Source organism: Micromonospora sp. CA-269861, from assembly GCF_050948505.1.
GTDB lineage: Bacteria > Actinomycetota > Actinomycetes > Mycobacteriales > Micromonosporaceae > Micromonospora.
Map to the genome: position 1 here is coordinate 4964306 of NZ_CP192014.1, position 18952 is coordinate 4983257.

Consider the following 18952-nt stretch of genomic DNA (forward strand, 5'->3'; position numbering starts at 1 on the left):
AGCACCTAGGCTGACGACCATGCAGGAGCAGCCCGAGCCGGCCTTCGCGCCGGGTCTGACCGCCCAGGTCGAGTTGACCGTCACCGACGCGGACACCGCCCAGGCGGTCGGTTCCGGGGACGTACCGGTGCTGGGCACTCCCCGGGTGCTGGCGCTGGCCGAGGCGGCCACCGTCGCGGCGACGGCGACCGGGATGCCGCCCGGTTCGACGACAGTGGGCACCCGGGTCGAGTTGGAGCACCTGGCGCCGACAGTGGTCGGCCGGACCGTCCGCGCGCAGGCGCTGCTGGCGACCGTCGACGGTCGCCGACTGTCGTTCGAGGTCACGGTCAGCGACGGCGACCAGACGGTGGCCCGGGGTCGGGTGGACCGGATCCTTGTCGACCGGGGACGCTTCGTCGAGCGCGCCGGGCGGGCGTCGTGAACGCCGGTTTCGTCGAGGTGGCCGACCGGGTGCACGTGCTGGTCGAGCCGCTGCTGCGGGTCAACGTCACACTTGTCGTCGGTGACGACGAGGCGCTACTGGTGGACACGCTCTCGTCGGCCGCCCAGGCCACCGAGCTGGCCGCGGCCGTCCGGGCGGTCACCGACCGTCCGTTGACGCTCGTCAACACCCACCACCACTACGACCACTGCTTCGGCAACGCCGTCCTGGCCGGCGACCCACCCCGCCCGGTGTACGCGCACGAACTGGCCGCCACCGCCCTGCGCGAGGAGCCGGAGCGGCTGCGCCGGGAGGCGTACGAGGAGTTGCGGACTGAGCACCCGGCGCTCGCCGCCGAGCTGGCCGACACCCCGCTGCTCGCGCCGACGCACACCGTGCACGTCGAGACGACCCTCGACCTGGGCGGCCGGCGGGTGCTGCTGCGACACCCGGGGCGGGGGCACACCGAGGCCGATCTGGTGGTGCACGTGCCGGACGCCGACGTGGTGGTCGCCGGGGACCTGGTGGAGCAGAGCGGCCCGCCCGCCTTCGAGGACTCGTACCCCCTGCAGTGGCCGGACGCGGTCGCGGACCTGCTGCGGCTGACGACCGCGCGCACTGTGGTCATCCCGGGCCACGGCGACCCGGTGGACGTCGACTTCGTCCGAGCCCAGCACGCGGAGCTGGCGAAGCTGGCCTGGCTGATCCGGGCCGCGCACACCGGCAGTGCCCCGCCGGAGCGGGTGGCCGCCGAGGCCCCCTTCGGCGCCCGCCCCGCCCTGATCGCCGCCCACCGCGGCTACCTCGAACTAACCGGTACGGCCTGACCCCCGCCGCCACTCCTGCCGCGATCTTGCATTTTGTGCGGGGAGAAACAAGGGCAAGACGGACCAAACGCCAACCGAAAGTGCAAGATCGGCGCGGGGGTTGGGGTGGGGCCACGGGGCCACCGGGGCGCGGGGCACGGGGGTGGGGTTAGGGGTTGAAGCGCTTCTGCACGGCGGCTCGGGTGGGCATGGCGGTGGCACCGCCCGGGGATTCGCAGACCAGACCGGCTACCCGCAGGGCGAAGGCCACCCGGTCGGTCCAGCCCGCCGGGCCCTCCGGCTCGCCGTCGAGGAGCAGGTCGGCGATCAGCGCGGCCATCACCGAGTCACCCGCGCCGGTGGCGTCGATCGCGTTGACAGTGGGGGCCGGCACCCGGACCGGGTCGGCGTCGGCGGCGGCCAGCACCGCTCCGGCCGCGCCGAGCGTCACCACCACCGTGGCCGCCCCCAGCTCACGCAGGTACGCGGCCACCCCCTCGACCGGCTCACCGGGATAGAGCAGCACCGCGTCAGCGGCGCTCAGCTTGACCAGGTGCGCGCCGGCGGCGAACTCGGCAACCACCTCGCGCAGCCCGTCCAGCGCGGCTGGCCCGTTCAGCAGCCGGGGACGTACGTTCGGGTCGAGGACCCGCAGACCGGCGGCGAGCGACCAGGCGCGTCGGGCGGCGGCCAGCGTGCCGGGTTGGAGCAGCACGATCGAGCCGCAGTAGAGCACGTCGGCGCCCTCCAGCAGCGCCAGATCCAGATCGTCCGGGCCGAGTAGCCCGTAGGAGGCCGGCTCACCGTAGAAACGGAAGTCCGGCTCCGGCCCGGCGTACGTCACCACCGCGAGCGTGGTCGGCGCCGGCACCGTGACCGCACCGGCCACCCCGACGTCGGCTGCGGTGAGGAAGGCGCGGATCCGGCCGCCCAGCGCGTCATCACCGAGCGAACCGACGAACTGTGCCGCACCGCCGAGTCGGGCCACCCCGACGGCGACGTTGAGCGGCCCGCCGCCGATGGCCTGCCGGTAGACCCGCTCCCCGTCGACCTCACCGTCGAGCAGGTCGACGAGCGCTTCGCCGAGCACCACCGCGTATCCCATGCCGCTCCTCTCGTCGTCGCCACCGACCGCGGCTCGCCGAGCCGATCGCCCTGGCACCAGGCTGGCACAGCGCGCGGCCCGATGGGCGCCGAAGGCCGCGCCCGCTACCCCGGCTGGTGGATCGGCCCGTCGAGCGCCGCGAGGGGTCGGCCGGTGCCGCCCCACCGGGCCGCGACGATCTGCGCGGCCACACTCACGGCGGTCTCCTCCGGGGTACGACCACCGAGGTCCAACCCGATCGGGGAGGCGAGCCGGGCGAGCTGCGCCGGGCTGAGCCCCGCCTCGCTCAGCAGCTTGTGCCGTTCGTCGTGGGTGCGCCGTGAGCCCATCGCCCCGACGTACGCCAGCGGGTGGCGCAGTGCCAGCTCCAGCAACGGCACGTCGAACTTCGGGTCGTGGGTGAGCACGCACACCACCGTCCGCTCGTCGAGCCGGTCGGCCGCCAACTCCGTACGCAGGTAGCGGTGCGGCCACTGCACCACCACCTCGTCCGCCTCGGGAAAGCGCCGCGCGGTGGCGAAGACCGGCCTGGCGTCGCAGACGGTGACCCGGTAGCCGAGGAACGCGCCGATCCGGGCCACCGCGGCGGCGAAGTCGATCGCCCCGAAGACGATCATCCGGGGTGGGGTGGCGTACGAGGTCACGAAAAGGCTGACGCCGCGGCCCCGGCGCTGCCCGTGGTAGCCGTACCGGAGCATCCCGCTGCGCCCGGCGGCGAGCAGCCCGAGGGCGTCGGCGCTGGCGGCGTCGTCGAGCCGGTCGCCGCCGAGCGAGCCGATGGACCGCTGGCCGGTCAGCACCACCAGCCGCCGACCAAGCCGCCGGGCGGGATCGCTCGGCCCAGCTCCCGGCGGCTCAGCGGCGGAGGCCGGTGGGCCGGCGCTGGCGGAGGCCGGTGGGCCGGCGCTGGCGGAGGCCGGTGGGTCGGCGTTGGTGGTGGCCGGGGTGTCGCCGGTGCGGGCTGGTCGGGATCCCGCGTCGGCGGCCACGCAGGTGACCATTGCCGCCGGGCGGCCGTCGCGGCGGGCGGCGGCGACCGCGTCCAGCGCCGGCAGGTCGCCCGCGTCGACGCGCTCCACGAACACGTCGAGGATGCCGCCGCAGGTCAGGCCCACTGTGTACGCGTCGTCGTCGCTGATCCCGTAGCGGCACAGCTCGGGTTGGCCGGTGTCGAGCACGCGGCGGGCCCGTTGGTAGAGATCAGCCTCGACGCAGCCGCCGGAGACGCTGCCGATGACCGTGCCGTCGGTCGCGACCACCATGGCGGCGCCGGGTGGCTGCGGGGCGGAGCGCCAGGTGGCCACGACGGTGGCCAGCGCGACCGGCTCGCCGTCGCGGCACCGGCGGTGCACCTCGTCGAACACGTCCGGCACCGGCTGCCGCCTCTCCGTCCCCGCTCCCCGTACGCAGGATATGGCGTTCAACAGCGACCGGCGGGTCTTCTCATGCATCGAGCGATGCCTATTGCGCAACGGCAGTGCGGCGTGGTGGGATGACGCGTACCGGGCGGTGCGAGGGCTGCGGCGCCGCCGGTTGCCGGGTTGGTCAGACGCGAGGGCACCGGTCCAGGACAGGACCGTCGATGGCGCACGTCCACTGGCTGTTTTCCGCCGGGACACGTCGCCGTGATCGTCGCACCGCTCACACAGCGGAGCGATCAGGCCCACATCCCACCCGATTGCGGCGGGGCGGCTCAGGCAGCGCGCCTCGCGAGTCAGGAGAACCCGTGAATCGTTCCCGTACGGCCGCGTTGCTCACTGCGGCCGTAACCCTCGCGCTGGGCGCTGTCGCCGTGGCGTCCAATCCGCAGCCGGCCGCCGCGCACGGCGCGGCGATGACGCCGGGCAGCCGCACCTACCTGTGCTGGCAGGACGGCCGCAGCCAGACCGGTGAGATCAAGCCGATCAACCCCGCGTGCTCCGCCGCGGTGGCGCAGAGCGGGGCGAACTCGCTCTACAACTGGTTCAGTGTGCTGCGCTCCGACGCTGGCGGCCGCACCACCGGCTTCATTCCTGACGGGCAACTGTGCAGCGGCGGCAACACCGGTTTCCGCGGCTACGACCTGCCGCGCACCGACTGGCCGCTGACCCACCTGACCGCCGGAGCCCGGTTGGACTTCAAGTACAGCAACTGGGCGCACCACCCGGGCACGTTCTACTTCTACGTGACGAAGAACAGCTGGAGCCCGAGCCGGGCGCTGGCCTGGAGTGACCTGGAGGAGCCGTTCCTCACGGTGACCAACCCGCCGCAGCGCGGGTCGGTCGGCAGCAACGACGGCCACTACTACTTCAGCGGCAACCTGCCGTCGGGCAAGAGTGGCCAGCACATCATCTACTCCCGCTGGGTCCGCTCGGATTCGCAGGAGAACTTCTTCGGCTGCTCCGACGTGACCTTCGACGGCGGCAACGGCGAGGTCACCGGCGTGGGCTCGGGTGGTACCCCGACCACCCCGCCGCCGACGACCCCGCCGCCGACCACGCCACCGCCGACCACCCCGCCGCCGACCACCCCGCCGCCGAGCGGCGGTGACTGCATGGCCGCGTACAAGGTGACCAGCGCCTGGCAGGGCGGCTTCCAGGGCGAGGTCACGATCATGAATCACGGCAGTACGCCGTTCGCCGGCTGGACCGCGAGCTGGTCCTGGCCCAACGGGCAGTCGATCAGTCAGATCTGGGGCGCCACCCAGACGTCCTCCGGCTCGTCGGTGACGGCGACGAACGTCGCCTACAACGGCACTGTCGCACCGGAAGGCACCACAACGTTCGGCTTCCTGGCAAGCGCGTCAGGAACCAACGGGCTCCCCACGGTCACCTGCGCCCGCCGCTGACAACCACCTGAAATGATCAAGAGGTTTGCGTCATCCGGAGCGGTTCCGGTGACGCAAACCTCTTGATCAACAGGGTGGGGCAGGGTCAGCGGACCATCGAGCCCACCACTGGCTTCGTGAGCAGTGCGGACTGGTTGCGCTGGATGCCCGGGTCGAGCGTCTTGGCCACGAAGATCGCGTGCCAGATGCAGAAGATCAGCACCGTCCACACCTTGCGGGAGTGGTCGGCCTCCTCCCGCTTGTGCTCGTCGAGCAGCCGCAGCGCGTACGACAGGTCGAGCAGATCGCCCGCACCCGAGGTGCTGAGCACGTGCCGGGCCCACTCGTACATCTCGCCGCGCAGCCAGACCCGGGTGGGGGTCGGGAAGCCAAGCTTCTTGCGGTTGACGATGGCCGGCGGCACGACACCCTGCAACGCCTGACGCATCGCGTACTTGGTGGCGTCGGAGCGCGGTGGCAGCTTCAGGTCGACCGGGATCTTCGCCGCGACGTCGAAGACCTCACGGTCGAGGAACGGCACCCGCACCTCCAGCGAGTGCGACATCGAGATCCGGTCGGCCTTGACCAGAATGTCGCCGCGCAGCCAGGTGTAGAGATCGACGTACTGCATCTTGGTGACGTCGTCGAGCTCTGTGCACTCGGCGTAGATCGGGGCGGTGACGTCCGTGTAGCGCACCGAGGGGTCGTAGCGGCGCATCAGGTGCTGCTTCTCCTCCTCGGTGAACATCCGGGCGTTGCCGTAGTAACGCTCCTCGATCGGGGTGGTGCCGCGCTCCAGGAAGCTCTTGCCCTTGACCCCCTGCGGGATCGCCTTGGAGACCGCGCGCAGCCCCTTCTGCACACCGCCGGGCAGGCCGTTCACGGTGCCCAGCGACAGCGGCTCCCGGTAGATCGTGTAGCCGCCGAAGAACTCGTCCGCGCCCTCACCGGAGAGCACCACAGTGACGTGCTCGGCGGCCTTCTTGGCCACGAAGTAGAGCGGCACCAGCGCCGGGTCGGCCACCGGGTCGTCCAGGTGCCAGACGATCTTCGGCAACGCGTCGATCATGTCCTGCGGACCGATCTTGGTGGGGATGGTGGTGACGTCGAGGTGCCGGGCCGAGTCCTGTGCGACGTCGATCTCCGAGTAACCCGGCACGTCGTAGCCGACGGTGAAGGTGAGGATGTTCGGGTTGAACTCCCGCGCCAGCGCCACCACCGCTGTGGAGTCGATACCGCTGGACAGGAACGAGCCGACCGGCACGTCGGAGCGCATGTGCATGCGCACGCTCTCCCGCAGCGTCTCGCGGATCTCGTGGTAGAGCTTCTGCTCGTCGTCGACCGGCGCCGGCCGGAACACCGGCCGGTACCACCGGCGTACGTCGATCCGGCCGCCCGGGGTCCAGTTCAGGTACTCCCCGGAGCCGATCCGGCTGATGCCCTTGTGCAGGGTGCCGGGCTCCGGGACGTACTGCAGGGTCAGGTAGTGGCTCAGGTTGGCAGTGTCGACGCCCGCGTCGCCCTGGTAGTTGCTGTGCGCGAACGGCAACAGCGCCTTCTTCTCCGAGGCCAGGTAGAGGCCGTCGGCGGTCTCCAGGTAGTGCATCGGCTTGATGCCGAAGTAGTCGCGCGCACCGAACGCCCGGCGCTCCTGCCGGTCCCAGATGACGAAGGCGAACATGCCCCGCAGCCGGGTGAGCACCTGCTCACCCCAGAAGTGGTAGCCGGCAACGATCACCTCGCCGTCACCGGCGGTGGCGAACTGGGCCCCGAAGTTCCTGATCAACTCCTCGCGCAGCTCGATGTAGTTGTAGATCTCGCCGTTGAACGTCAGCAGGTAACGGCCGTTCGCGTAGGGCAGTGGCTCGTGGCTCGACGCGACGTCGATGATGGCCAGCCGCTTGTGGGCGAACACGCCGTCCGCGTACCGGCCGGAGGCGTCGCCGACCACCTCGACCCCGGTCTCGTCGGGGCCGCGGTGGTGCAGGCATTCCAACGCTCCGGCGATGTGGTCGCGATGCGCTGCGGCGTTGCCGTTCGCGCTGAAGAAGGCCAGAAGTCCGCACATGGTGGCCATCTTTCCACGCGCGCTGTCGGGCCTTGCAGCCGTCCGTCGATCCGCCCGCCTCCCAGGGGGCGTTACCGCCAACCGGGCGCGCGGTACGGTCGGGACCAGCAACGTAGCGGAGGGAGCGGCGCAATGACCGAGGGACAGACCGACGGTACGCCGACGGACGGTACGGAATCGCACGATCCGGACTTCCCGGAGGCGTTCCTGTCCTTCATGCGGCAGGGCTGGCGCGACACGGCGCTCCCCGTGACGCCACGCCCAGAGACGCCCAACTACGCCAAGCGGCGGGCGGCCCTCTCGGCGGCCTTCCCCGGCGAGACGCTGGTGATCCCCACCGGCACCGAGAAGGTCCGGGCCAACGACACCGACTACCCGTTCCGGCCGGGCAGCGACTTCGCCTACCTGACCGGCGACCACGACGCCGACAGCGTGCTGGTGCTGCGCCCGAACGGCTCTGGGCACGACGCGATGCTGTACATGCGGCCCCGGTCCTCCCGGGAGACAGACGAGTTCTTCCGCAGCCGCAACGGCGAGCTGTGGGTGGGCCGGCGGCACACCCTCAGCGAGAAGTCGACCGAGCTGGGCCTGCCCACCGCCGACCTGACCGGCCTGGAGGCGACGCTCGCCGACCTGGCTCCGGGGCGTACCCGGGTGTTGCGCGGTTTCGACGCCCAGGTGGACGCGGCCGTCCGCGCCTACGACGGGCCCCGCGCCGAGGGTCAGCCGGCCCGGGACCGGGAGCTGGCGATCGCCATCTCGGAGATGAAGCTGGTCAAGGACGAGTGGGAGATCGGCCAACTCCAGGACGCGATCGACGCCACCGTTCGTGGCTTCGAGGACGTGGCCCGGATCCTGCCGGCCGACCGCGCGGTCTCCGAGCGGCTCCTGGAGGGCGTCTTCGCGCTGCGGGCCCGCCACGACGGCAACGACGTCGGGTACAGCTCGATCGTCGGTGCCGGCGAGCACGCCACGATCCTGCACTGGGTGCACAACCACGGCGCCACCCGACCGGGTGACCTGCTGCTGATGGACATGGGCGTCGAGGGCCACAACCTCTACACCGCCGACGTGACCCGGGTCCTGCCGGTGAGCGGCCGGTTCACCGCGCTGCAGCGCCAGGTCTACGACATCGTGTACGCCTCGCAGCAAGCCGGCATCGAGGCCATCCGCCCCGGAGTGAAGTTCAAGGACGTCCACCTGACCTGCATGCGGGTGCTCGCCGAGGGTCTGGCCGAGCTGGGCCTGCTGCCGGTGAGCGTGGACGAGGCGATGGACGAGAAGTCGACTGTCTACCGGCGGTGGACGCTGCACGGCTTCGGCCACATGCTCGGCATCGACGTGCACGACTGCTCCAACGCCCGCAAGGAGACCTACCGCGACGGCGCGCTGGGCGAGGGCTACGTGCTCACCGTCGAGCCCGGTCTGTACTTCCAGCCGGAGGACGAGCTGGTCCCCGCCGAGCTGCGCGGCGTGGGCATCCGGATCGAGGACGACGTGCTGGTCACCGCGACCGGCGCGGTGAACCTGTCGGCCGGGCTGCCACGCACCTCCGACGAGGTGGAGACCTGGCTGGCCGAACAGCGCGAAGCCGGCCCCCGCCTGCCCAGCTGACCCGCCTGCCCGCCTGCCCTTGGCCGTCTGTCTCGGCCGGGCAGGCGGGTCAAGCCCTGCCCGTGATCCACTCGGTTTACCTGAAGTCGTGTTATCCGCGTCGCTCGGATACCGCGCCTTCAACAAAACCGAGTGGATCACGCCGCGGGGGCGAGCGGTGTGCGGTATCCGCACACCTCAACGGGAACGTCCACGACAACGCTGACGGACGCCGTCCTCGACGTCCCTTTCGGGCGCAATGCCACCGGTCGACCTTGCCGCAGATTGCCCTTGCCGGGCTGCGGTCTCGCCGCGACGTCAAAGCGTCCGGCCCAGCCACCTCCGGCCCGGCCCTCGGGCCCAGCCCTCCCGGAACCCAGCCCTCCCGGCCCGGCCACCCCCGCCCAGCCCTTCCGGCCCGGCCGCCCCCGGCCCAGCCCTTCCGGCCGGACCGGCCCGCCCCACCCGACGGACCGGCCGGCCCATCCACAGGCCCGCATCGCCGACCGGCGGGCGACGTCCGCTTGCCTCGCGGCGCCGTCCGTCGGTGTTTGTGCTGCTCAGGACCGTTTCTCCCCGGCCCGGACAGGTTGCCCGCCGTCACCTGATCCGCGCCAAATGCGTGGTTAACTCGGATAAGTCCGGCATCGCGAAGATGGTTCTCATACGGTGGGGATCAGTAGCTGCAACCCATTTGTAGCTGGTCGTGGCGCCTCGGGCGGTGCGATCCCGTCTGGTAGCAGGAAAGGGCGGAAGGCTCTGATGTCCAACGACGTAACGAGTACCGACGGCGGGGCCTCGACGGCTCCGCCGACACGGCGAAGGCGGGCGCTCTGGGTCGCCGGTGTGGCCGGGCTGACCGGCGTGGTCGGCCTCGCGGCCCTCGGCGGCGTCGCCGCTCGGAACGACAAGCCAAAGTCCGACCAGGTGTCCGACGCGCAGCCGGGGGCCAACCGGCAGAACGTCAGCGACGACGGCGGTGCGGACAAGAACGGCGCCAAGGACGACGGCGGTCAGGACGATGACTGGAGCGGCGACGACTGGAGCGGCTTCGACGACCAGTCCGGCAAGGATGGCAAGGACCGCAAGGACGGCAAGCACGACGAGAAGGACCGCACACAACAGGTCCCGTGCGACACCGACAAGCTGATCCAGGCGATCACGTTCGCCAACAACAAGGACGGCGGTGTGCTGGAGCTGGCCAAGGGCTGCACCTACACGCTGACCCGCAACCAGGACGGCAACGGCCTCCCGGTGATCACCGAGCACATCACCCTCAAGGGCGAGCACACCACCATCGGCCGCGAGGCCACTGCCGACTACTTCCGCATCCTCAACGTCGGCGCCGGTGGGCACCTCACGCTCAAGGGCCTGAGCATCAGGGGTGGCCAGACCCTTCGGTCCCCGATAACCGCCGACCCGGCGACGGTCTGGGCCCCGTACTCGGCCCTGGTTCGCAACACAGTGGCCAAGCCGGTGGCCGGCGCCAAGCCGGCGGCGGCAACAGCGGCGAAGCCCGCAGCAACCACCGCCAAGCCGGTCGAGGCCACCGCCAAGGCAGCGCCCGCACAGGCGGCACCCGCCACGGCGGCACCCGCCAAGGCCACCGCGAAAGCAGCGCCAGCCAAGGCCCCGGCGGCAGCCACCAAGGCCGCACCGACGGCCACCAAGGCCACCGCAGCCAAGCCGGTAGCCGCAGCGGGTGCCGGACCGGCCGCGGTGCCGCTGGTCGAGCAGCCCGGGTTCACCGACGGTGCCGGGGTGCTGGTGCAGCCCGGTGGCCGCGCGGAGATCCTGGACAGCGAGTTGCTCTACAACCAGTCCGGCGGCAACGGCGGTGGGCTGGCCAACTTCGGCAGCACCAGGCTCAGCAAGGCGACGGTCGCGCACAACACCGCCTTCTTCTTCGGCGGCGGCATCTTCAACGCCGGCGTACTCCAGGTCGACGAGTCGAAGATCAAGGACAACACCGGGATCATCGGCGGCGGTGGCATCTCGAATGGCGCACCGGAGATCTTCACCGACGACGTCGACGGCGGCTCGGTCTGGGTCCACAAGAGCGAGATCACCGACAACGAGACCCTCGGCTTCGGCGGCGGCGTCCTGGATGTCGAGGGCACCACGACCTTGCACCAGACGACGGTCAGTGACAACACCGCGGTCCTCGCCGGTGGTGGCGTCGCGGTGGCCGACAGCCAGCTCACCCTCAAGGACGCCACGGTGGTCAAGAACAGCACCGCCGGCGTGGGTGGCGGCGTGGCCGTGGCCTTCGACAGCGTCGCGACGATCGAGAACAGCAGGATCAAGGACAACACCGCCGGGTTCTTCGGCGCCGGCCTCTACAACGACGACAGCGTCACCACGCTGCGCGACAGCGAGGTGTCGGGCAACCGGGCCCTCGGCCCGCTCGGCAGCGGCGGCGGCATCTACAACACCGACGGCGGCGAGGTCAGCCTCCACCGGACGAAGGTGACGCACAACTTCGCCACCCTGCCGCCCGGCGGGATCTCCAACGGCCTCTTCAGCGTCGTGCGGCTGGACGACGAGTCAGTGGTGTCCGCCAACCGCCCCACCAACTGCCTGAACGTTCCTGACTGCTTCTGACCGGAACGGGTGGCTGATCCACATAGAGGGCGCGCCCCTCCGAGCCGTGAACGGCTCGGAGGGGCGTACCCATTTGGGCAGGTCACGGGCCTGCCGGCCGGCTTGGGTGGTGGTGCGTCAGTCCGGCCTCGCTGGGAGCAACATGAACCGAATGTGGGCTTATCTCGGATAAGCCTGCGAGGCGAGGAACCTTCTCATACGGTCGTTTTGGGAGCTACAACCGATTTGTAGCAGGGGACGCCCGTCTGACGGCGGCGACCCTGTCTGGTACGAGGAGAGGGCAGAGAGCTCCGATGTCCAACTACCTAACGAACAACGAAGCCTCCGGGCGGGCGACGGCCAAGCGCCGCCGCAAGCTCTGGCTCGCCAGTGGCGTGGCCGGTTTGACGGGCGTGATCAGTCTCGCGGCGGTGGGCGTCGCGGGCAGCGCCGGTGCGGTCGGCCTCAACTGGAACACCGCGCAGGTCAGCAAGGATGGCGACCAGCGGGGTGACGAGGCGCGCGACTGGGACAAGGACGAGGACCGGAACAAGGACCGGGACAAGGACAAGGACCGGGACAAGGACAAGGACCACGAGCGCGGGAAGGAGGTGCCCTGCGACACCGACAAGCTGATTCAGGCGATCGTGTACGCCAACAACAAGCACGGCGGTGTGCTGGAGCTGGCCAAGGGCTGCACCTACAACCTGACCCGCAACGACTACCAGGGCAACGGCCTGCCGGTGATCACCGAGCGGATCACGCTCAAGGGTGAGCACACCACGATCTCTCGGGAAGCCACTGCGGACTACTTCCGCATCCTCAACGTCGGCGCCGGCGGTCACCTCACCATCAAGGGCCTGACCATCAAGGGTGGCCAGACCCTCGAACTGTTCAACAGCGTCGAGCCGGCGGCCGTCTGGGCGTCGTACTCGGACTCCGAGGCGATCGCGGCGCAGGTGAAGGCGGGCGTCCCGCTGAACCAGGCGCTCACCGCCCGTCAGGCCAACCCGAAGGCGGGCCTGACGGCGACGCCGAAGGTGACGCCCAAGGCCGCGCCGGCCGCGAAGGCGGGTGTCGTCACGCCGCTCGTGGAGTACCCGGAGCCCACCGACGGTGCCGGCATCCTGGTGCAGCCGGGTGGCACTGCCGAGATCCTGGAGTCCGAGGTCGTTCTCAACCAGTCGGGCGGCAACGGCGGTGGTGTGGCCAACTTCGGCACCACGAAGATCTGGCACAGCACCGTCACCCGTAACACCGCCTTCTTCTTCGGTGGCGGTGTGTTCAACGCCGGCCTGCTCAAGGTCGAGGAGTCGAAGATCAAGGACAACACCGCCATCATCGGTGGTGGCGGTATCTCCAACGGCGCCGCCGAGATCTTCCGCGACGACGTCGACGGCGGGACTGTCGAGCTCAAGAAGGCCGAGATCACCGACAACGAGACGCTCGGCTTCGGCGGTGGCTACCTCGACATCGAGGGCAACACCACGGCGTACGAGACCAAGTTCGTCTCGAACACCGCAGTCCTCGCCGGTGGTGGTCTGGCTGCGGCAGACAGCCAGCTCAACCTGCACAACGTCACGGTCGAGAAGAACAGCACCGCCGGTGTCGGTGGCGGTGCGGCCATCGCCTTCGACAGCGTGGCCACGTTCGAGAAGAGCAGCATCAAGGACAACACCGCTGGCTTCTTCGGCGGCGGGCTCTTCAACGCCGACAGCGTCACCACGCTGCGCGACAGCGAGGTCGTCGGCAACCGGGCCATCGGCCCGATCGGGGTCGGCGGCGGCATCTTCAACATCTTCGGCGAGGTCAACCTGCAGAAGACGAAGGTCGCCCACAACTTCTCCACCTTCGAGCCGGGCGGTGTCTTCAGCTTCTTCGGAGACGTGAACGTGGACGACAAGTCCGCCATCACCGCGAACCGTCCGACCAACTGCCTGGCCATCCCGGGCGGCACCATCGAGAACTGCTTCGCCTGATCACCCCTCGGGTGAGGACGGCGTAGCACCAACACAACGAGCCGGCCCCCTTCCGCGAGACGCGGAAGGGGGCCGGTTCACGTCACTTCTGAACGAAGACCGCCACGCTGCGCGCCGGTACGGTGAACGTGCCAGCCGCCCGGTCGAACGAGGCGGTGCGCAGCACCGGGTCGGCCGAGTCGACAAGCACCGGGTGCAGTGCCACGTCCGCTCCGCGCAGTCCGGTCACCGTCTGGGTGGCCGCCGACGGGGTGCCGTTGAAGACGACGGTCAGCGACTTCCACGGCCCGCCCAGCCCACGGGCATCCAGCGTCATGGTCAGCACACCCGGCGTCTCCTGCGCGCCGGACAGCGGGAACGCGACCCGCTGCTGCACCTGCTCGGCGGTGGCCAGCCCGAACACCGGCGACGACGCCCGGATGCGCAGCAACTCGGCGTACCGGGCGTCGGTGGTGTTGATCGCCGCGCAGTCCGGCACCAGCGCCGGGTCGGCCAGCAGCGGCTTCGCGTACGACCACTTGTCCTCGTTGTCGGGCGCGGGCGGCAGACCGGCGCCGAACCCGTTGCCCCGTGCGCAGCCCCAGCGGATCTGGTTGAACCAGTCACCGGAGTTGTACGAGTTGCGGTCCAACGACTTCGACCGCAGCCGTTCGGTGCCGGCGGTGACGAACCCGGTGCCCTGCCCCAGCACCACGGTGCCCAGCGCCAGCACCTGCATCCGGGAGCGGTCCGCCGCCGTGGTGGCCTGCGGCAGCTTGTACGCCAACGCGTCGTACAGGATCTCGTTGTCGTGCGCGTCGGCGTAGGTGACGGCCTCCCCCGGCGCGGCGGTGTAGCCGGCCGGGGAGCCGTTGTAGTCCACCTGCGCCCCGGTGACCTGACGCCCGGCGGTGTCGGTGAACCGGTAGCCGCGCAGGTTGCCGGCGAGCCCCACCTTGATCAGGTCGTGGGCGTGCAGCAGCCGGGCCTTCTGCTCGGCCGGTGACCCGTTGACCGCGTCCCCGTTCGGGTCGGTGTAGAGCCCGGAGGCGAATCCCTGCACCCGTGGGTTGGCGTCGAACGGTCCGCCGCCGCGCACCGCGTCGCGCAGCCGGTCGTTGAAGGTGCCGATGCCGGTGCCGGCCATGTTGGCCTGGGTGGCCTGCACGAAACGGGCGTCGTTGGCGACCTCGCCGAAGTTCCAGCCCTCGCCGTAGAGCAGGATGGACCGACCGTCCACGCCGTCCCGGGCGACGGTCAACCGGTCCAGGGCCGTACGGACGGCCAGGATGTTCGCCTTCGGGTGGTGACCCATCAGGTCGAAGCGGAAGCCGTCGACCTTGTACTGCCTGGCCCAGGTGACCAGCGAATCGACCACCAGCTTGCCCATCATGGCGTGCTCGGGTGCGGTGTTGGCGCAGCAGGTGGAGTTGGCCACCGTGCCGTCCTCCAGCAGCCGGTGGTAGTAGCCGGGCACGATCTGGTCGAGCACCGACTTCGGGTCGGTGCCGGCTGCGGACGTGTGGTTGTAGACCACGTCCATGACCACCCGTAGCCCGGCGTCGTTCGCCCCGGCGACCATCCGCCGGAACTCGGTGGTGCGCGCCGCGCCGACCGGGTCGACGGCGTAACCGCCCTCCGGCACTGTGTAGTGCAGCGGGTCGTACCCCCAGTTGTAACCGTCGGTTTCGGCGACCGCCGCCACGCATTTCTGCTGCTCGGCCGAGTCTGGCGGGAGCGCCGCCAGGTCGCAGGCCGGTTGGCGCTGGTCGGCCCGCCTCTCGGGGATCGTCGCGAAGTCGAACGCCGGCAGCAGGTGCAGGTGGGTGACCCCGGCGTCGCCGAGCGCCCGCAGGTGGGTCATGCCGGCGGTCTTCGGGTCGGTGAGGGCGAGGAACGTCCCCCGCCGCTCGGCCGGCACGGTCTCGTCGGCGATGGAGAAGTCCCGCACGGACAGCTCGGTGATCTGCGCCTTCGCGGGCGGCACCGGCGCCGGTTTGCGCAGCGTGCGCCACCCGGGAGGGGCCAGCGCCGCGTCGTTCAGGTCGACGAGCAGGCTGTGTGTGGAGTCCGCGGCGAGGGCCACCGAGTACGGGTCGGTGACCGACGCGGTGACCATCCGCTGTGCCGCCGGCTGCCACGCCCGCACCTCATACCGGTAGTACCTGCCGGTCCAGGTGTGGTCGCCGCGCACCGACCAGACGCCGGTGCGGTCGTCGCGGCGCATCGGCACCGTCTTCGGCTCGGCGGTGGGCGAGTCGAACAGGTGCAGCGCCACGCTCCGGGCGGTCGGCGCCCACAGCGCGAGGCTCGGCGTCCGGCCCGCGAACGTGGGCCCGAGGGTCGCGTCGGTCGCCCGGGAGTACACGTCGTCGAGCACACCGGGGATCTGCACGCCGGTCGCGGCGAGCAGCGCACCCTCGGCGTCGCGCTCGGTGACCAGCAGCTGCCCCCGCAGCGCCGCCGGGACCTTGGCCAGGTCCGCCCGGTCCAGGGCGAAGCTACGGTACGACCACAGGTGCGGGAACCTGTCGCGTTGGGCCTCGGTGAGCCCGTTGCGCTGCGCCCGCAGCGGCAACGTGGTGTACGTGCCGGTCAGCTCGCCGTCGACCACGCTGACCCCGCCGGTGGGCGCGGCGACAAGCGCGTACGTCCTGCCGTCGGTCGGCGGTGTCTGCCACGCCACGGTGGATCTGTCGATCCAGTGCGCCTTCTGCCTGCTGATGTCGGTGTCCCCGCTGGCGGTGGTGGCCGTCGACGGCAGCAGGCGGCCCGGTGTGGCGGCGAGCAGCCACACCTCCCGGCCAGCGCTGGCGAAGTCGAGCCGCTGGTCGTCGGGCAGGTCCTTGGTGTCGCCCTTATGGATGATGTAGTTCAGGCCGGTGGCACCGGCCGCCAGCGGCACCCGGAACACCGCCCCGAACGCGTCGACGGAGGTCGGCCGCAGCGGGGCGGACCACTCGGTCGGGTTGGCCGCGCCGTCCCACAGGTGCAGGCCCCACCCGTCGTAGTTGCCGTCGGCCCGTCGGTAGTGCAGCACGGCGGTGCCCTCCTCGACCGGCGGGGCCGGCTCACCGGTGGCCGCCTGCCGGGTCGGGTAGATCGCCGGGTCGCCCTGCTTGAGCCAGACCTCGCCGGTCCGCGTGACGTCGATGCTGCGGTCCTGGGCGACGTCCTTCGTACCGGCCTTGTCGACAACCAGGAAGCTCACCGACGTCGCGCCGGGCTTGAGTTTCACCCAGGCGAACCGGCCGTAGGAATCCTCCCCGGTGAACGGCTGCCCCTTGGGCCACTCGGTGACGTACGCCGGGTCGATGTCCCCCCAGGCGTACAGCCCCCAGTCGTCGTACCCGCCGGCGGGGCGCTGGTAGTGCACGACCGCCCACTCCCGGGAGCTGCCCTGCGGCGGGGTCCCCACGACGGCGGTGGACCTGGCGGTGGCGGTACGGCCCCGGCCGTCGCGGACCACGGCCTTGTACTCGACACGGGTGCCGCCGGCCAGGCCGGTCAGGTCGTGCTGCACGGTGTACGGGGCGTGGTCGGCGCTGCCCAGCAGTGTCCACCGACCGCCGGCCACCCGGGCCGCGACGGTGACGGTGGCCAGGGGGTCGCCGGTCACCCGGGCGGTGACCGCCGCCCGGGTGGCGACCGGCGCGTCCGGAGCCGGGCCGGTGATGGTGATGGTCGGCTTGTCGGCCGCCGGTGCGATGGGGGTGCCGGCCCGGTACACGACCGCCGACAGCGGCGGCACGGTGAGAGTCAGTTCGCCCTCGGCGCCGGCCCGGACATCTCCCGAGCCGCCGTAGATGCCGGTGAAGGTGGCGCCGGCCGACCAGGTGTCCACGGTGACAGTCTGCGCGGTGTCGGCGTTGTTCACTGCCACCACGTACTCGGTGCGGTCGGCGGGGGCGATCCGGGAGGCGGCGAAGACCCCAGGCCCGTCGGCCGCGTACCGGGTGACCTGCACACCGTCGCGCAGCGCCGGGTGCGCCTGGCGCAGCCGGCCCAGGTCGGCGATGGTCCGGTACAGCGGGTGGGCTCTGTCGAACTGGTCGCTGGCGTGGGTGCGGTCGGTGCCGAGCAGGTCGTCGTCGAGGTAGTCGGGGACCTTCGACGCGAACATGTCCTGGCGGGCGTCCTTGTCCCCGCCCGGGCCGGTGAAGCCCTGTTCGTCGCCGGAGTAGACCACCGGCTGGCCGCGGGTCAGGAACATCAACTGGTGCGCGAGCTGGTCGCGGCGCAGGTGGCTGGCCGGGTCGCTGCCGCCACCGGCGATGAACGAACCGATCCGGCCCATGTCGTGGTTGCCGAGGAAGGTGGGCAACCGGCCCGCGTCGGTGTCGCGGGCCGCGTAGAGGTCGTCGCGGGCGTACACGTCGGCGAGTGCCTTCGCGGAGCCGGCGCCGGCGGTGAAGCCGCGCGCGGCCTCCTGGAAGGCGAAGTCGAGGGTGGCCGGCAGGCCACCCTGCCGGACGTAGCTGGAGCTGATCTCCGGGTCGGCGCTGTACACCTCGCCGAACATGAAGAAGTCCTTCTTGCCGGCCTTCTCGGCGGCCCGCTCGATGCCCTGGCTGAACTGCGGCCAGAAGTCCATGTTCACGTGCTTCACGGTGTCCAGCCGGAAACCGTCGACGCCTGTCGCGCCGATCCAGTCCCCGTACGCCTTGGTCATGCCCCGGACCACCTCGGGACGCTCGGTCCACAGGTCGTCGAGACCGAAGAAGTCGCCGTACTCGCTGTTCTCTCCGGCGAAGGTGGAGTCACCCCGGTTGTGGTACATGGTGACGTCGTTCAGCCAGGCCGGGACCTTGACGCTCGCGTCCTTCGGCTCGATGAACGTCGGCGTGTACGGGAAGGACTCCTTGTCGACAGGCGGGAACGCGCGGCTACCGTCGGCGTAGTTGCGGTCCTCGAAGGCCCGGCCCTGCGCGTCGGTGTACGGCGAGGTCGCCTTGTCCACGTACGCGTACGTGCCTTCGGCGTACTTGATGACGTCGGCGGTGTGGTTGACGATCACATCGAGGTAGATCTTCATGCCGCGCTGGTGGGCGAGCTTGACCAGGCGCTTCATCTCCTCCATGGTGCCGAAGTGCGGGTCCACCTGGGTGAAGTCGGTGATCCAGTAGCCGTGGTAGCCGGCCGAGATGTCGGTGCCGGCACCCTGCACCGGCCGGTTCTTGAAGATCGGGGCGAGCCAGATGGCAGTGGTGCCCATCCCCTGGATGTAGTCCAACCTGTCGATGACGCCCTTGAGGTCGCCGCCGTGGTAGAAGCCCTTGTCGGTCGGGTCGAGGCCGGTCCGCAGCCGGTCGCCGGTGAGGCCGCCCCGGTCGTTGCGGGGGTCTCCGTTGGCGAACCGGTCCGGCAGGACGAAGTAGAACTGTTCGGCTCGGGCGGAGTTGGCCCCGGCCTTGAGCAACGCGTCGGCGGTGGGTTCGTCACGCCACTGGGTCGCGCCACCGGTCGCGAGTGGGGCGCGGTCGGACGGCCGGGGGCTCGCGGCGGCAGGGTGCACGGCGACCGGAGCGCCGACGAGCGTGACGGTGAGCAGGGAGGCAAGGGCCAGCAGGGCGGTGCGCGGTATCGGCGGGGGTTTCATCGACGCCTTC

Annotated in this window: 10 protein-coding genes; 6 read left to right on the forward strand and 4 right to left on the reverse strand. The window is 70.8% G+C overall.

Annotated elements, in window-relative coordinates:
• Positions 1–19 precede the first annotated feature (19 nt).
• Positions 20–424 carry a thioesterase family protein gene (locus tag ACQP0U_RS22610; protein ID WP_030488289.1) on the forward strand — a complete coding sequence of 135 codons (405 nt, stop codon included), beginning with the start codon at positions 20–22 and terminating at the stop codon, positions 422–424.
• A complete protein-coding gene (locus ACQP0U_RS22615; protein WP_433310420.1) occupies positions 421–1251 on the forward strand; it encodes an MBL fold metallo-hydrolase in 831 nt (276 codons plus the stop codon). The genes ACQP0U_RS22610 and ACQP0U_RS22615 overlap by 4 nt, the downstream gene beginning before the upstream one ends.
• 148 nt (positions 1252–1399) lie before the next feature.
• Here ACQP0U_RS22615 and ACQP0U_RS22620 read toward each other — a convergent pair whose 3' ends face one another.
• Entirely contained in the window at positions 1400–2335 is a 936-nt protein-coding gene (locus ACQP0U_RS22620; protein ID WP_433310422.1) for a PfkB family carbohydrate kinase, read from the reverse strand.
• Between the two features lie 104 nt (positions 2336–2439).
• A complete protein-coding gene (locus ACQP0U_RS22625) occupies positions 2440–3708 on the reverse strand; it encodes an XdhC family protein (protein WP_433310425.1) in 1269 nt (422 codons plus the stop codon).
• 353 nt (positions 3709–4061) lie between these two features.
• On the opposite strand from ACQP0U_RS22625, the gene ACQP0U_RS22630 reads away from it, so the two are divergent.
• Entirely contained in the window at positions 4062–5162 is a 1101-nt protein-coding gene (locus tag ACQP0U_RS22630; protein ID WP_433310428.1) for a lytic polysaccharide monooxygenase auxiliary activity family 9 protein, read from the forward strand.
• Positions 5163–5247: 85 nt separating this feature from the next.
• On the opposite strand, the gene asnB is transcribed toward ACQP0U_RS22630, so the two are convergent.
• Positions 5248–7209 (reverse strand): asparagine synthase (glutamine-hydrolyzing), encoded by a 1962-nt coding sequence (asnB, locus tag ACQP0U_RS22635; protein WP_091405235.1) that lies wholly within the window; start codon positions 7207–7209, stop codon positions 5248–5250.
• 132 nt (positions 7210–7341) lie between these two features.
• On the opposite strand from asnB, the gene ACQP0U_RS22640 reads away from it, so the two are divergent.
• The 3 genes from ACQP0U_RS22640 to ACQP0U_RS22650 all read left to right on the forward strand — a co-directional run bounded on the left by ACQP0U_RS22640 (position 7342) and on the right by ACQP0U_RS22650 (position 13364).
• Entirely contained in the window at positions 7342–8823 is a 1482-nt protein-coding gene (locus ACQP0U_RS22640) for an aminopeptidase P family protein (RefSeq protein ID WP_433310431.1), read from the forward strand.
• 741 nt (positions 8824–9564) lie between these two features.
• Positions 9565–11406 carry a hypothetical protein gene (locus tag ACQP0U_RS22645; protein WP_433310434.1) on the forward strand — a complete coding sequence of 614 codons (1842 nt, stop codon included), beginning with the start codon at positions 9565–9567 and terminating at the stop codon, positions 11404–11406.
• Between the two features lie 293 nt (positions 11407–11699).
• Positions 11700–13364 (forward strand): hypothetical protein, encoded by a 1665-nt coding sequence (locus tag ACQP0U_RS22650; RefSeq protein WP_433310437.1) that lies wholly within the window; start codon positions 11700–11702, stop codon positions 13362–13364.
• Positions 13365–13446: 82 nt separating this feature from the next.
• Here the strand turns inward: ACQP0U_RS22650 and pulA are convergent, their stop codons facing one another.
• Positions 13447–18942 (reverse strand): pullulanase-type alpha-1,6-glucosidase, encoded by a 5496-nt coding sequence (gene pulA / locus ACQP0U_RS22655; protein ID WP_433310440.1) that lies wholly within the window; start codon positions 18940–18942, stop codon positions 13447–13449.
• Positions 18943–18952: the final 10 nt, after the last annotated feature.